Source organism: Marinobacter denitrificans, from assembly GCF_008795955.1.
GTDB classification, from domain to species: Bacteria; Pseudomonadota; Gammaproteobacteria; order Pseudomonadales; family Oleiphilaceae; genus Marinobacter; species Marinobacter denitrificans.
Map to the genome: position 1 here is coordinate 1,356,309 of NZ_VMHN01000001.1, position 13,958 is coordinate 1,370,266.

Below are 13,958 nucleotides of genomic sequence, written 5' to 3' on the forward strand. Positions count from 1 at the left end.
CAGTTTTTTTGGCGCACAAGTGTACGCCAAAATCAGGTTCCGGCAACAGTCTCCACTGGCAGGGTGTTATTGACCTCGTCTGCAGTCACCAGGGACTCGGCTGTAGCCTCCACCACATAACGTAGCGGGCCATTGCCATCCAGGCCATTGAAGGGATAGCAAGTAACCAGCAATAACGAATCCTGTGGCAGCTGTGAGGTATTGATCTGTTCGTGGCGACTGTCGACGACACGGATGCGCTCAACCCGGAAAATGCGCCAGTCACCATCCCGGCTCTGCAACCGCACCCGGCTGCCGGTTTCCAGGTGCTGCAAACCCCGGAAATGGGTGTCGCGATGGCCGGCGATTACCACCGGCCCCGTCCGGCCCTCATTGCCCAGCACCTGCCCCGGCCCGAAGGCCAGGCTTTCGCCATGAGCGCCGTCCAGCACAATCAGCGACTGGCCGGTTTCAGGCATTGTCAGGCGGGCTACGGGCCAGGTATCTGCCCAGGGCCAGGGGCGGGTTTCCTGTTGTCGCGCCTGGCTTTCGGCCCAGGCCAGTTCGAGGAGTTCCTGAGCCGCAATGGCCTTGAGGGGAATCCACAGTCCTGCCGCAAGTACGGTGGCAAACGTCGTTGCCAGAAGGAGAATCAGACGGTTCATCCGAACACCCTCCGCTGCAACAGGGTAATGGCCGTCAGGAACATCAGCCCTACCAGGCCGATAGCCGTCAACAGCGGCGAGAGGGTGGCGGTCTGAGGGTAACGCAACATTGTGCCCTGGCTTCCGGCGGGCAACAGCGTGGGAACGCTGTCAGCGGCCAGAGTTTCACCTGCTGGCCTGGAGAGCGTTTTTTCCTGGGCCAGAAAGCTGGTGTATCGTGTCATCAACTGATGCTTCAGCCCGAGATCGGTTACCTTCTTCTGTGCATTCTCATCAATCTGGCCGGTCAGCCCGCTATCCATCAGGGCGTTGATCTTCTGTTTCGCCCAGTGACGATGCAGGCCCTTACCCGGCGCAGCCTGATCCAGGCTCAGTGCCTGCTGCCAACGGCTGCCATCCGGCAGCCGTCCGGAGACCTCCAGCTCCCCCTCTCCCGACAGTCCACGCACCACCTGTACCATCGGTTCGCCACGGAACAGATCGCCAACGCGGTTCGGGAAGGCTTCAGCAACGGCTGTCTGGCCCGGCCAGCTGACCGTGATGTCCGTCAACACCGGCGCCTCCATCTTGGCCAACAGCTCATCCAGGGGCCGCTCCACGGCTGAGAGGTCGCTGATGGCGGTATAGGTGCCACGGCCATACCGGGCGGCTTCCCGCATGAAATGCATATTGGGGGCGGACCCTATACCAACCGTAAACAGACGGCTTCGCCCCAGCTGGTTGTTGATCTTCCCGAACAGGGCTGCTTCGTTACCCACGGAACCATCGGTAATGAACACCACCTGCCGCACGCTTGCAGACGTTTCCCCGTCGCTGTGGCTGTCTTTCAGCGCCGCATCCAGGGCAGGAGCCACCTCAGTACCTCCGTTGGCATTCAGCCCCTGCACGTAGCGGCGGGCCCGGGCAATATTGTTGGCAGTGGCCGGTACCGGTTCCATGAACAGAGCGTGAGTCTGGCTATTGAACTGGATCACGTTGAACCGGTCCTCCGGCCCCAGAGTTTCCAGCCCACGCAACAGCGCCCGTCGGGCCTGACGGATAGACTCGCCGGCCATGGAACCTGAGGTATCGATCACAAATACCAGTTCCCGTGGCAGTCGCTGATCACGATCAAGTCCTGGCACCATCATCGCCAGCAGGTAATCCTCGCCCTGCCACTGCTCATGGAAAATCGCCGCTGAGGGCTCCATGCCCCGGGCCGGAGCCCAGCGCACAACAAGGTCACGGTCCATCAGCACGGTGTCGGATTCGGGGGCCACCTCAACGGTATTGCCGTTCCAGGTGCTGTTAATACGGTGGCTGGGGCTTGATACCCGGCTGACCGGCAGGCCGGCACTGATAGTCAGGGCGATCGTGGCCCTATGGCTGCCTGGCCCCACGTCCTCCGGAAGCACCGTGAACGGGCTTACCTGATCGGCATCCGGCACCTCGGTGGTTGGGGTAGCCCAGCCGCCAACCCATTGAGCGGGGCGGTTGTCCAGAGCCTGGCCGGGCATATAACGCGGTGTAAGGGTGGTTGGCAGACGCAGCTCGAACTCACCGGACTGGTAACGCACGGCCTGTTGGTAGTTCAGCTCTACGGTAATGGTTTCGCCAGGAGGAATATTCGCCATGCGGGTGGTGAACAGATTAGGCCTTTGCTGATCCACCCGGGCGACCTTGCGGCCTTCCTCTTTGGCCCTGATGTACTGGCGCTTCGCTTCCTGCTTCTCATGGATTTCGCCCACAATCACCCGCTCCCCGGCGGTCATGGTCATGCCATACACACTGGCATTTTCCGGCAACGGGAATACAAACACCCCCTCGCGCCAATGCTGGCTGGTATTACGGAAACTCTGGCGCAATCGGGTATCGGCAATCAGGCCGCTGACGGTCACCTGGTAATCGGTATTGAGCAGCGTTGCCGACCCTTGCCGCTGGCCCCGGTCATCCACAAAATGAAACTCACCGGCGCCCTCCTGGCCGGTTTCCGAAGCCTCGGCAAAGACGGGATGTACAAACAGAAACAGCAGCACCGCCAGCCACAGCGAAATCCCTTCCACGCAGCGCCGGGCGCGTGGAGACAGTCTACCCCTGGCTGTTCTCGCCTGCCGACACCCGGCATTCGTTATGGTTGTTGAAGTGGGCACTACATGGGTGAGCAGCATCATTCCGCTTCCTTGTTTCAGTGAAGTAAACACACGCCTGTTGGCAACTGATGTCTATTTCACCCCCCGGAAGCGGCGATTCGGTGTCACAATCTGGCGATCCGACGCCGAAAAAATGATGAATTATGGCAAACCGGTGGCTTTATCTTGTTCTGGCCTCAGGCCATGGTTAAATAGGAACCCGAATTAACAGGGAAATGGCTGCAGGTTATGAAGCGACACATCGTGTTGATCGAAGATGAGCCCGCTATCCGGGAAAACTACCGCGACGCTTTTGAGCGCCGGGGATACCGGGTCTCTGCCTATGGTGACCGCACCAGTGCCTTCCAGGTGTTACGTTCCACCCTGCCGGACCTGGCGATTATTGATGTGGGTCTGGGGGACGAGCCCGAGGGTGGCTTTACCCTTTGCCAGGACCTGCGAAGCCTGTCAAAAACCCTGCCGATCATCTTCCTCACGGCCAGGGACAGCGATATCGATTCCGTGCACGGCCTGCGGCTGGGAGCAGACGACTATGTCACCAAGGACATGAGCATGGATCACCTGCTGGCCCGCGTAACCGCCCTGTTGCGTCGGGCGGATGCCTGGGCCGAGGCCCTGAAACAGCCGGACGAAGTGGTGCACCGGGGCCGGCTGGCCCTGAACGTGGACCGGATGACGGCGGAATGGAACGGCCAGCCCATCGACCTCACAGTAACGGAATTCTGGATGCTGCACTCCCTGGTTCAGCATCCGGGGCACGTGCGCAGCCGGGACCAGTTGATGGAGGCCGCCAGCACAGTGCTGGACGACAACACGGTGACCTCCCACATCAAGCGGATACGTCGCAAGTTTCTGCAGATTGATGACAACTTTGATGGCATTCACACGGCCTACGGCATGGGTTACCGCTGGAACGCCCATGAGGCCTGAGTTTTGACCCTGAAACGCCAACTCTTCATTGCCAGCCTTCTGATGCTGTTGATTCCCTGGGCGGGCCTGCAGTTCGTGCTGGAGCTGGACCAGGCGCTACGGGACCAGGCGGCACGCCAACTGCAGGGTCAGGCCGGGCGCGTGGCCGGCTTTGCGGCGGAGCAGCTGCAGGAGAGCCCGGTCATTACGCCAGGGGCCGGTGTGATATACGCCAACCTCCTGTCACGCCCCCCCAACCTCGACGGCTACGGCGATGACTGGCCGGGCTATGACGAGGAAGTATCCGGCCAGCAGTGGCAGAGCACCCAACGAGTCAATGACAGCGATGGTGCGGAAGTCTCGTGGCAGGCGGCCGTCTATCACAAGCACCTTTATCTGCTTGTCCGGGTCAGTGGCCGGGCGGCGGAATTTTTCAATCCCGGCAACCCGGGCCGGCTCCATGACCAGATCCAGCTCCACTTCATAGACGGCAACCAGGCCACCCACCGCCTTATTCGCCCCCAGGCACCAGGGGCAATCAATGCCATTGAACCGGGGCAGGAAGGCTCAACGGACTACCGCATCAGTGGCTACTGGCAGGCCGTCAGCAATGGCTACCAGGCTGAACTGCGCATCCCCCGGCCTGCGCCGACGTCGCGATTCGGCTTCCGGGTAACATGGCCCGGAACAGAGGCGAGTGCCGCCGGTGACGGAAAAGTAATGGCAGGCCACGCCCCGGCAAAACTGGTTACCCGACTGCCATCGCTCGAAAACCGGCTTGCTGCCATGATCGCCCCGGGCCAGGGTGCCTGGGTTCTGGAGCCGGACGGCTGGGTGATTGCGCGACAGCAAAGAAGCTCTGAGGCCGACGAACCGGAGTTTGACAGCCTGAGCCCGCTGCAGATTCTTGAGCGCATCAGCCTGAACGGTCTGCGGGCCCTGGTGCGTTTTTACCAACCTGACCCGACACTGCTGGACGATGAAGCCCATCGTATGGATACCGGCAATCTTCCCTCTCCGGGCCTTGTTCGTCATCGGGACGGCGACCCCCATATGCTGGTGAAACAACCCCTCGACGACGGCCGGGTTCTGGTACTGGAAGAATCCCTGGATCAGCTTCTGGCCCTGTCTGGCAGCACCCTTGGTTCAGTGATTGCCCGCAGCGTATTGCTGATCATCGGCTTGATGCTGGTGCTGCTGGGTTACGCCAGCTGGTTGTCCTGGCGCATCACTCGCCTGCAGCGGGCGGTCAGTGCCACCATTGATGACGATGGCCGGGTTCTGGGCTCCCTGCCACCCGCACGTGCAAAGGATGAACTGGGTGACCTGGCGCGGCAATTCAGCCACATGGTAGACCGCCTGCATGGCTATACCGATTACCTGGAAAGCTTCTCCCGCCGGCTGTCCCACGAACTGAAAACACCAGTAGCGGTGGTACGCTCATCCCTTGAAAACCTGAGCCACACCACAGACCCCGCCCACCAGGCCAGCTACATCGAACGGGCGCGCTCAGCCACCGACCGCCTGAGCCAGATATTGCAGGGCATGAGCGAAGCGGCCCGGCTGGAGCAAAGCCTGGATCACGCCGAGAAAGAAATCTTCGATCTGGCTGACGTGATGGCCCAGACAACCCTGGCCTATCAGGAACTGGACCCGGACCACCGAATCGGCTATTCCGGCCCCGCCAGTGGCTGCTCGTGCCTCGGCTCCCCGGAATTGCTGGTGCAGTTGCTGGACAAGCTGGTGGACAATGCCCGGGATTTCACGCCCCCCCAGGGCCGGATTGAAGTGCGCCTGCGTCGCAGGCAGGGGCAGCTGGAACTGAGCGTGTTCAACGAGGGCTCGTCGTTGCCGGGCAGCCTCACCAGTGATATTTTCAGCCCCTTCGTTTCCGTGAGAACCGGCAAACAGGAAGGCCACCTCGGTCAGGGCCTGCTGATCGTGCGACTGATTGCCGAACATCATGGCGGCGAGGTGACCGCCACCAATGAGTCCGATGGCGTCCGGTTTACCGTTTTGGTACCAGCAGCCCGCCCCCTCCAAGGGTCGTAAGCCGCAAGTCGTCTTTCACATTGGCGGACAAACCTCTAGCCTGACATCACATCAATCATCAGCCGAATTATCGTCAAAGGAATGGATTGTGAAGCCCTCGCTCAACCAGCTTGATCTGCACCCCCTCAGGAACGAGCTCTACAACGAACTCCATTCCCGTCCATTCCACGTACTGCCATGCCCGGCACAGGTCACCCACATCGCCCTGTTGACCACACCGGACCAACGCACCGCCCAGTTCCGGCACTGGCAGGATCTTCATATCATGCTGGGGGAACCCGAACCCGTCGAAGATGTCAGCTGCTATGAGGCCACCTTTGGCTCCCTGCGCATCCGTCGCGAGATGCACATGGAATTTGCTTCCTACACCTTTATCCACCTTGGGGTCACAAACGATCACCAACCTTTCGAGGACACCGGCATCTCGCCACTGCCCAGGGGCTGGCTCGAAAAGCTTACCGGCACCGTGGTAGCAGCCTTTCATATCGACCTGCAGCAAACTGACGCCAGCACGGAAAACGACCTGACCCAGATCCGCCACTGGTTTGAAGGAGAACGACTTGTGGGCAGCAGCCCCTGGGAAGGCAAGGCCCGCGTATGGGGCACCTTCCGGCTGCACAGCGACAACTTTGGCCGGTTCATGGTGCTCAACCGTGACATGTCGGACAGCCAGCTTGGCCGCCTGACCCAGCGCCTGATGGAAATCGAGACCTATCGCCTGATGTCATTGCTGGCGCTGCCACTGGCCCGGGAAATGACGCCCTCGCTGAATGAGATGGACCAACAACTGGCAGTAATCACCCAGTCCCTCGCTGACAACGAAAACATTGAGGAGCGGGAAGTCCTGGCGGATCTGACCAATATCGCAGCGCGGATCGAAGCCTTCCGCGCCCACTCCACCTTCCGTTTCTCCGCCACCCGCGCCTATCACCAACTGGTGCTGACGCGGCTGGAGGAATTGCGGGAAGACGAGCTGTCCGGACACCTCACCATTACCGAGTTCATGACCCGGCGGCTGACGCCTGCGGTGGAAACCTGTGAATCAGTCAAGCACCGCCTGGAGGACCTTTCCAGACGCGTGGATCGCGCCTCGGACATGGTGCGGACCCGAGTGGAACTGGCGATCCAGAGCCAGAACCAACAGCTTTTAAGCTCCATGGACCGGCGCTCTAAAATCCAGTTGATGATGCAGCATACCGTGGAGGGGCTTTCCGTGGTGGCCATCAGCTATTACCTGATCGGGCTACTGAAACTGGCACTGGACTCCGCCCACGACGCGGGGCTGGATTTTAATAAATCACTGGTGCTTGGCATCGCCATCCCCGTAGTGATGGCCCTGGTATTCTTCGGTATCCGGCTGTTGCATCACCGCTTTATAAAGCTCGCCCGACGGCAGTAGCAGACCCTAACGCCCGAAGGCGTCGGTGTCCCCGGCAAACTGCCGGTAGAACTGTTGCGCGGTGCGGCCGTTGCGAGCCCCCCGGCTGGTGGCGAAACGGATGGCTTCCCGGTGCAAGGCGTCGCGATTATCAACCCGGGGAAACAGCGCATCAATCGCCTGCAAGTACACGTCCTGGGGGAATCCGTAGAACGACAGTTGCAGGCCAAACCGGTCCGCCAAGGACACCTGCTCCTCAATGGCCTCGGCCGGGTGCAGTTCGCCTCCGCGCATCTCACTCTTGACGTTATCGTCCATGAACTCAGGCATCAGGTGGCGGCGGTTGGAAGTGGCATACACCCGCACATTCTCTGGCGGTAATTCCAGCGAGCCTTCCAGCACACTTTTCAGGGCCTTGTAGCCGGACTCACCCACCTCGAAGGACAGATCGTCACAGAAAATCACGAATCGCCACGACAATTCGGCAATGTCGTCGACAATTTCCGGCAGGTTCACCAGGTCGTCCTTGTCCACCTCGATCATGCGCAGCCCCTGGCCCTGGTAGCGGTTGAGCAGCGCCTTGATCAACGACGACTTTCCGGTGCCCCGGGCGCCCCAGAGCAGGGCGTTGTTGGAAGGTTCGCCCGCGAGGAAGCGTTCGGTATTACGGGCCAGCGCCTCCTGTTGTCGGCCGATGCCGGTCAGTTCGCTCCAGCCCACCGGATCCAGCCGCCTGATCGCCCGCAGGCCCTGGCGATGGCGTCGCCACACGGCGGCCGGCGTCCCTGCCCAGTCGATGGATTGGTCTGTCGCCATAACACTTATTTCCTGTTCCGCGTCTAACGTGAATATGAAACACTGGAGCCCGTTACCGGACACTACCCCGAAAAGGAGACTTTACCGCAAATGGCCGTTAAATCCGTTGCTCTCGTCGCCCACGACAACAAGAAGAGAGAACTGGTGGACTGGGTTGCCGAAAACCAGACCCGCTTCGCCTCACTCCGCCTTTATGCCTCCGGCACCACCGGCCGGTTGCTGAAGGAAAACCTGGGAAGAGACGACATCGTATGCCTGCTCAGTGGCCCGCTGGGTGGCGACCAGCAGATTGGCGCCAAGATCGCGGAAGGTGAAATCGACCTGCTGGTATTCTTCTGGGACCCGCTGGAACCCCAGCCCCATGATCCGGATATCAAGGCACTGCTGCGCATCGCGGCACTGTGGAATATCCCGGTAGCCTGCAACCGTGCCACCGCCGAGTTCATACTCACATCCGCCTATATGACCGACGACCAGCATCAGCCAAAAAAGCCGGATTTCTCAAGCTACACCGGGCGCCCGGTTAACTGATCGGCTTTCTGGCCAGGAACACGGTGTTGGAAGACTCCCGATTCTGGAACGGGTTGTAGAAAGACACCACCTTTGCATCCACATCGGTAAACAGCGTTCTGAGTATCTCCATGAACGCCTCGTCGGGCGGCTCGTTGGACCACATGGCAAAGACTCCGCCGGGCCGCAGGTGAGCCGCCATTCGGCCCAGGCTTTCAACGTTGTAGAAACTGGCATTGGAGTCGTTGAGCAGAGCCCTGGGTGAGTGGTCGATGTCCAACAGAATGGCGTCGAAGACCCTGCCTGGCGCTTCGGGGTCAAAACCGGCGTCGGACACTGCCAGGTCAAAGAAACTGCCCAGCACATAGCGACAACGCGGGTCCTCATTCAATACCTTTCCCAAAGGCACTTTCTCCTCCTGGTGCCAGTGGATCACCGTATCGAGGGCATCCACAACCAGCAGTTCGCTGACCCGCTCGTGCTTCAGTGCCGCTTCCGCGGTGTACCCCAGCCCGAGACCGCCAACCACTACCCGGAGCGCGTCGCCCTCCACAGCGTCCAGGCCCAGGTCCGCCAGCGCCACTTCCGCATCGACAAACATGCTGGACATAAGGAACTCGTCGCCCAGTTTCACCTCGTATATATCGCGGTCACCCAGCGCTGGAATGCGGCGGCGACGGAGGGTGATTTCCCCCAATGCTGACGGCTGGCTGTCGATCTGCTCAAACAAAAGGCCCATGGTCGTTCCTGTGGGGTATTAAAGTGCCCCTATCCTACCACCGCAGTTCATTGAACGCAGTCGACGAACCATCTTGGTCTGGGCACTCCCCGATCTAGCGAGTACAATTCCAACCAGGCACAAACGGAATTGCAAACTCTCTGATGAGCACGGCATCCAGCAACCAAAGACCATACCTCAATGCCGTGCTGCTCTCTGTCTTCACGGTACTGATCCTACTCTCACTATCGAAAGCCACCCTGGCCTCCGACAGCCGAACCGTGTCCGTGGGTATCGTGTCCGATAGTCAGCCCTACTCCCATGTAGATGGTCGCGACCCCTCCGGGTTCTCAATTGATGTGCTCCGCGAGGCGGCCCGCCACTCAGGCCTGAGCTTTGAATTTCGCCCCGGCAACTGGGCCGATGTATACGGCGCGTTTATGCGGGGCGAAATCGATATCATTGACGGTATATCCTACAGCGAAGAACGGGCAGCAAAGATTCTCTTTACCCGGCCTTATCACACCCGCCAAAACTACATCATGCACGACCCGGCCAGGCCCCTTGAGAGGATCAATTCGCTGCAGGCTCTCTCGGACTACCATCTGGGTATTGTCCGGGACGTCTATTATCGCGACCTGGTGAGGAATTCAGGTGCACGGGTCACCGGTTACAGCTCTTTTCCCAGCCTGGTGCGGGCCCTGGCATTTGGCTGGGTAGACGGCATTATCGGGCCGGACCTGACGCTGAACTATTACGCCAATGAGGCCGGATTCCGGTTTCTGGAGGTGGCAGGTGAGGCACCCCTGGGCGAATTGGCACAGGAAGACTTTCGCCTGGGAGTCCTGAAAGGCAACGAAGCCCTGTTTGAAACGGTGAACGCGGGCCTGGAGGCGATACCCGAGGCCAGGATCACTGAGCTGTACGAGCGCTGGCAAGAGTTCGGCGGAGCCCGCATTGACGCCACACCCGGCTTTGAGCTCACCAGCGCCCAGCAGAGCTACCTCCGCGACCTGGGCCCGGTGCGGGTGGGGTTCATGAGGGACTATGCGCCATTCAGTTTCCAGGATGCGGGCTCCCTGCAGGGGCTGGCCGTAGATATTATGGAGCGCATCGCCGATCTGACCGGCCTGCAGGTGATTCCGGTCACTGATCAGTGGTCGCAGCTGTACCCCAAGTATCTGGGGGGTGACATCGATATTATGGCCAACATTTCGAAGAACCGGCAGCGTCAGGCTTCGAGCCGGTTCACCGCCCCTTATTATGAAATCCCCAACGTTGCCTTTACGCTGGATGAAGATCTGAACTTCCGCACACCGGGCGACCTGAAAGGCCTTAAAGTCGCCATCGGCGCGGGCATATACTACGAGAGCGCGCTGCAGGAACAGCTCGGTGAGGAGGTTTATACCTTTTCCTCCCAACGGGCCATGTTCCAGGCCCTGAAGGAGCGCACCGTTGATGTCGCGATGGCTGCCTTGCCCAACGGCAATTACTGGGTGCGCGAGCTGGGCATGAGCGGCGTCACCATTGCCGGGGAAGTCACCCTCGAGGGCAAACCGGGAGAGGATCTGCGCTTTGGTGTAAGACCGGCCCTTGAACCCCTGGCAGCCATTATTGACGAGGCCCTCGGGGCCATCAGCCCAACCGAAATGAGAACCATCGAGAACCGCTGGCTGGGGGCCTCAGCACGCCGCGTACCGGAACCTGTGGAAGAAGTAACCTTTACCGTTGCGGAAAAGGCTTGGCTGGAACAGAGGGGCAGACAACTCACCTTCTGCGCCAACCCTGACTGGCTGCCGCTCGAAGGACTGGACGAGAACGGCAGGCACCAGGGGCTTGCCGCCGACACCTTCCGGTTGTTTGCCGAAAGGTCCGGCATCGAGTTTGCCCCTCTGCCGGTCAGCAGCTGGCCGGAATCCTTCAGGGCGGCTAAAAACCGCGAATGCGACATGTTTTCCATGGCGATGGAAACCCCAGAGCGACGCGACTTCATGGACTTCACCTCGCCCTATGCCGAGATTCCCGGTGTTCTGGTGGGCCGCATCGAAGCCCCCTTCATTGATACCCTGAAGGATATGGGTGACCGACCGGTGGGTGTCGGGGAAGGTTATGCCTTCGTGGAGCTATTGCGAACCCGGAACCCCGGTCTCAACCTTGTGGAGGTGGCCAATGAAAAAGAGGGAATGCGCAAGGTTCAGCAGCGGGAACTGGCGGCTATGCTCAGCTCCCTGGCCACCGCCAGCTACCTCATTCAGGAACAGGCGCTGGCTGATCTGAAAGTGATCGGCAAAGTGGCGGTAAATTGGGCGCCGGCCGTGGCTACCCGTAATGACGAACCGATATTGGCCGATATCATGCAAAAGCTGGTAGACAGTCTTACCAAACAGGAACGCCAAACCATCGAACAGCAATGGAACAGCTTGGGCCTGCAACCCGAAACCGACTACGCGCTGGTTGCCCAACTCACGGCGATTGCCCTGGTGGTTCTCGGCTTGCTGTTTTACTGGAACCGCAAGCTGGGCCGGCTGAACAGTGAGCTGGCATCAGCCAACACAAGGTTGGCCCACCTGAGCGTCACCGACGACCTGACCCAGATCGGCAACCGCACCTATTTCGACACCGAATTCAACAAGAGCTTTCATTGGTGCCAGCGACATGAGGAAGGCTTCGCCGTTGCCATGGTGGATGCGGACCACTTCAAGAATATCAACGACACCTATGGCCACGCAGCCGGTGATCAGTGCCTGCAAACCCTGGCGGACATCATGCGCGAGCATTTTCGCCGGGACACGGACCGGCTGACCCGGTTCGGAGGGGAGGAGTTTATTATTTTCACGTCGTTCAGCGACCTTGAGGAACTGATTGCGCGGCTGGAGAGTTTCCGGGATGCCCTGGCGCGCACGTGCATCCGCTACCAGGGTGAATCTCTACGGTTCACGGTCAGCATTGGCCTTGCCACTGGCGTTCCCGGCAAGGAGTCGTCCTCGACGGAGTTCCTTCGGACGGCCGACCAGGCGCTTTATTCAGCCAAACAGAACGGGCGCAACCGCCTGGAAACCCGTACCGTTAACGTGAATGAGTCCGAAGATTAGAAGCATCATGACCATCCCCGCAGTATGCTTGTAGCGGGTGTTACCATAACCGTACAGCAACAGGGAGGATCATTTATGGCAAACATCTACGACGACAATTCACTGTCCATCGGCAACACTCCGCTGGTAAGACTGAACCGCGTAAATGAGGGCGCCACCATCTGGGCCAAGATCGAGGGTCGCAACCCGGCGTATTCCGTCAAGTGCCGGATTGGCGCCGCCATGATCTGGGATGCGGAAAAGCGCGGCGTCCTCAAACCCGGCATGACCATCGTTGAACCCACCAGCGGTAATACCGGCATCGCCCTGGCCTTTGTTGCGGCGGCGCGGGGCTATAAGCTTCTGCTGACCATGCCTGCTTCGATGAGCCTGGAGCGGCGCAAGGTATTGAAGGCTCTGGGTGCAGAGCTGGTGCTCACAGAGCCAGCCAAGGGCATGAAGGGCGCCATCGCCAAAGCCGAGGAAATCGTTGCCGCAGATCCTGACCGGCACTATATGCCGCAGCAATTTGAAAACCCGGCAAACCCTCGTATCCATGAGGACACCACCGGCCCGGAGATCTGGAATGACACCGACGGTGCCGTGGATATCTTCGTTTCCGGAGTTGGTACCGGCGGCACCCTGACCGGCGTCGCCCGTTACATCCGCAACACCATGGGCAAAGCCATCACCACTGTCGCGGTGGAACCTGAAGACTCCCCCATCATCACCCAGTCCCTTGGCGGTCAGGACCTGACACCGGCACCTCACAAAATACAGGGCATCGGCGCGGGCTTCATTCCCGGCAACCTGGATATGGCTCTGGTGGACCGGGTGGAGACTGTCAGCAATCAGGAAGCGATGGATATGGCGCACCGACTGATGCAGGAAGAGGGTATTCTTTGCGGAATATCATGCGGCGCCGCGGTCGTGGCCGCAGTGAGGATTGGCAAACTGCCGGAATTCAAGGGTAAAAATATCGTAGTCGTCTTGCCGGATTCCGCAGAGCGCTATCTCTCCTCTGCGCTGTTTACGGATCGGTTTGGCGAGCTGGAGAACGTACAGTAGTGCGCGGGCCCGGGGACCGATCCCCGGGCCTCTCTGCCGATACATCAGAACTGGAAACGCAAACCCACGCGACCGGTGTCGAAATCCGGTCCGTCGTTGGTAACCTGACCGTTGAAGTCGTCCTCGTCAATATCAACGTTGTAGCGGTTATATTCTGCGAAAGCCGTCAGCTGATGGGTTACCCGGAAATCAACACCGGCGCCCACGAAAGGGTTCACCTCGTCATAGGTTTCGCTTTCGTCGAAAGCATCCACATCAAACGATGATGCGAACGCACCTGCCTTGGCATAAACCCCGAAGGTATCCGTTAGCGGCAACCGACCAAGAAGCCCGAGGGAGGTACCCTTCAGCTTGCCGTCCACGTCGTCATCACCGAAGTTGCCAAAATCAATGTACTCTGCCTCCACGGCAAAGAACTCATTGAACTGGTAACCCAGGCCCACGCCAAACAGATCATTATCGTCATCGAATTCGCCGCCATGGGATTTATAACCACCATAACTACCGCTGACGAAAACACCGGAGCTGTCCCTGTCGGTATTATCCTGAGCCCAGACAACCGGCGCCGCCAGCATGGCCGACGTCAGAACTGTTACACATGCAAAACCGGATTTGTAACTCATATTGTCCATCCTTCTCTCTGAGTTCAGTGGTTGAATTTCT

Annotated in this window: 11 protein-coding genes; 6 read left to right on the forward strand and 5 right to left on the reverse strand. The window is 59.6% G+C overall.

Annotated elements, in window-relative coordinates; translation table 11 throughout:
• Positions 1 to 32 precede the first annotated feature (32 nt).
• Positions 33 to 644 (reverse strand): class GN sortase, encoded by a 612-nt coding sequence (locus FO268_RS06280; RefSeq protein WP_150990822.1) that lies wholly within the window; start codon positions 642 to 644, stop codon positions 33 to 35.
• On the reverse strand, positions 641 to 2,794 hold the full coding sequence (locus FO268_RS06285) for a marine proteobacterial sortase target protein (protein WP_225316515.1): 2,154 nt from the start codon (positions 2,792 to 2,794) through the stop codon (positions 641 to 643). Before FO268_RS06285 ends, FO268_RS06280 begins: the two co-directional genes overlap by 4 nt.
• Before the next feature lie 207 nt (positions 2,795 to 3,001).
• On the opposite strand from FO268_RS06285, the gene pdsR reads away from it, so the two are divergent.
• The 3 genes from pdsR to FO268_RS06300 all read left to right on the forward strand — a co-directional run bounded on the left by pdsR (position 3,002) and on the right by FO268_RS06300 (position 7,133).
• Complete coding sequence (gene pdsR / locus FO268_RS06290) at positions 3,002 to 3,703, forward strand: proteobacterial dedicated sortase system response regulator (protein ID WP_150990824.1); 702 nt, start codon at positions 3,002 to 3,004, stop codon at positions 3,701 to 3,703.
• A gap of 3 nt (positions 3,704 to 3,706) precedes the next feature.
• Positions 3,707 to 5,734 (forward strand): ATP-binding protein, encoded by a 2,028-nt coding sequence (locus FO268_RS06295; RefSeq protein WP_150990826.1) that lies wholly within the window; start codon positions 3,707 to 3,709, stop codon positions 5,732 to 5,734.
• Between the two features lie 88 nt (positions 5,735 to 5,822).
• Entirely contained in the window at positions 5,823 to 7,133 is a 1,311-nt protein-coding gene (locus tag FO268_RS06300) for a DUF3422 family protein (protein WP_225316516.1), read from the forward strand.
• A 6-nt stretch (positions 7,134 to 7,139) separates the two neighbouring features.
• Here FO268_RS06300 and FO268_RS06305 read toward each other — a convergent pair whose 3' ends face one another.
• A complete protein-coding gene (locus FO268_RS06305; protein ID WP_150990828.1) occupies positions 7,140 to 7,928 on the reverse strand; it encodes an ATP-binding protein in 789 nt (262 codons plus the stop codon).
• Between the two features lie 90 nt (positions 7,929 to 8,018).
• Here FO268_RS06305 and FO268_RS06310 point away from each other — a divergent pair, with 90 nt between their 5' ends.
• The gene (locus FO268_RS06310) at positions 8,019 to 8,459 is read left to right on the forward strand and encodes a methylglyoxal synthase (protein ID WP_150990830.1); all 441 of its coding nucleotides are present in this window, start codon (positions 8,019 to 8,021) and stop codon (positions 8,457 to 8,459) included.
• On the opposite strand, the gene FO268_RS06315 is transcribed toward FO268_RS06310, so the two are convergent.
• A complete protein-coding gene (locus FO268_RS06315; protein WP_150990832.1) occupies positions 8,452 to 9,177 on the reverse strand; it encodes a polyamine aminopropyltransferase in 726 nt (241 codons plus the stop codon). The genes FO268_RS06310 and FO268_RS06315 overlap by 8 nt on opposite strands.
• A gap of 143 nt (positions 9,178 to 9,320) precedes the next feature.
• Here FO268_RS06315 and FO268_RS06320 point away from each other — a divergent pair, with 143 nt between their 5' ends.
• Together FO268_RS06320 and cysK are read left to right on the forward strand one after the other, a co-directional pair.
• Positions 9,321 to 12,248 carry a transporter substrate-binding domain-containing diguanylate cyclase gene (locus FO268_RS06320; protein ID WP_150990834.1) on the forward strand — a complete coding sequence of 976 codons (2,928 nt, stop codon included), beginning with the start codon at positions 9,321 to 9,323 and terminating at the stop codon, positions 12,246 to 12,248.
• Positions 12,249 to 12,323: 75 nt separating this feature from the next.
• On the forward strand, positions 12,324 to 13,295 hold the full coding sequence (gene cysK, locus FO268_RS06325; protein ID WP_150990836.1) for a cysteine synthase A: 972 nt from the start codon (positions 12,324 to 12,326) through the stop codon (positions 13,293 to 13,295).
• 44 nt (positions 13,296 to 13,339) lie between these two features.
• Here cysK and FO268_RS06330 read toward each other — a convergent pair whose 3' ends face one another.
• Positions 13,340 to 13,918, reverse strand: coding sequence for an outer membrane protein (locus tag FO268_RS06330; protein WP_150990838.1), 579 nt, complete (start codon positions 13,916 to 13,918; stop codon positions 13,340 to 13,342).
• Positions 13,919 to 13,958: the final 40 nt, after the last annotated feature.

What these genes read in the sequence shown, in the direction of transcription:
- pdsR (WP_150990824.1), top strand. Translation starts at nt 3,002, where the DNA reads ATGAAGCGACACATCGTGTTGATCGAAGATGAGCCCGCTATCCGGGAA.
- FO268_RS06280 (WP_150990822.1), bottom strand. Translation starts at nt 644, where the DNA reads ATGAACCGTCTGATTCTCCTTCTGGCAACGACGTTTGCCACCGTACTT.
- cysK (WP_150990836.1), top strand. Translation starts at nt 12,324, where the DNA reads ATGGCAAACATCTACGACGACAATTCACTGTCCATCGGCAACACTCCG.
- FO268_RS06305 (WP_150990828.1), bottom strand. Translation starts at nt 7,928, where the DNA reads ATGGCGACAGACCAATCCATCGACTGGGCAGGGACGCCGGCCGCCGTG.
- FO268_RS06330 (WP_150990838.1), bottom strand. Translation starts at nt 13,918, where the DNA reads ATGAGTTACAAATCCGGTTTTGCATGTGTAACAGTTCTGACGTCGGCC.
- FO268_RS06310 (WP_150990830.1), top strand. Translation starts at nt 8,019, where the DNA reads ATGGCCGTTAAATCCGTTGCTCTCGTCGCCCACGACAACAAGAAGAGA.
- FO268_RS06285 (WP_225316515.1), bottom strand. Translation starts at nt 2,794, where the DNA reads ATGATGCTGCTCACCCATGTAGTGCCCACTTCAACAACCATAACGAAT.
- FO268_RS06315 (WP_150990832.1), bottom strand. Translation starts at nt 9,177, where the DNA reads ATGGGCCTTTTGTTTGAGCAGATCGACAGCCAGCCGTCAGCATTGGGG.
- FO268_RS06320 (WP_150990834.1), top strand. Translation starts at nt 9,321, where the DNA reads ATGAGCACGGCATCCAGCAACCAAAGACCATACCTCAATGCCGTGCTG.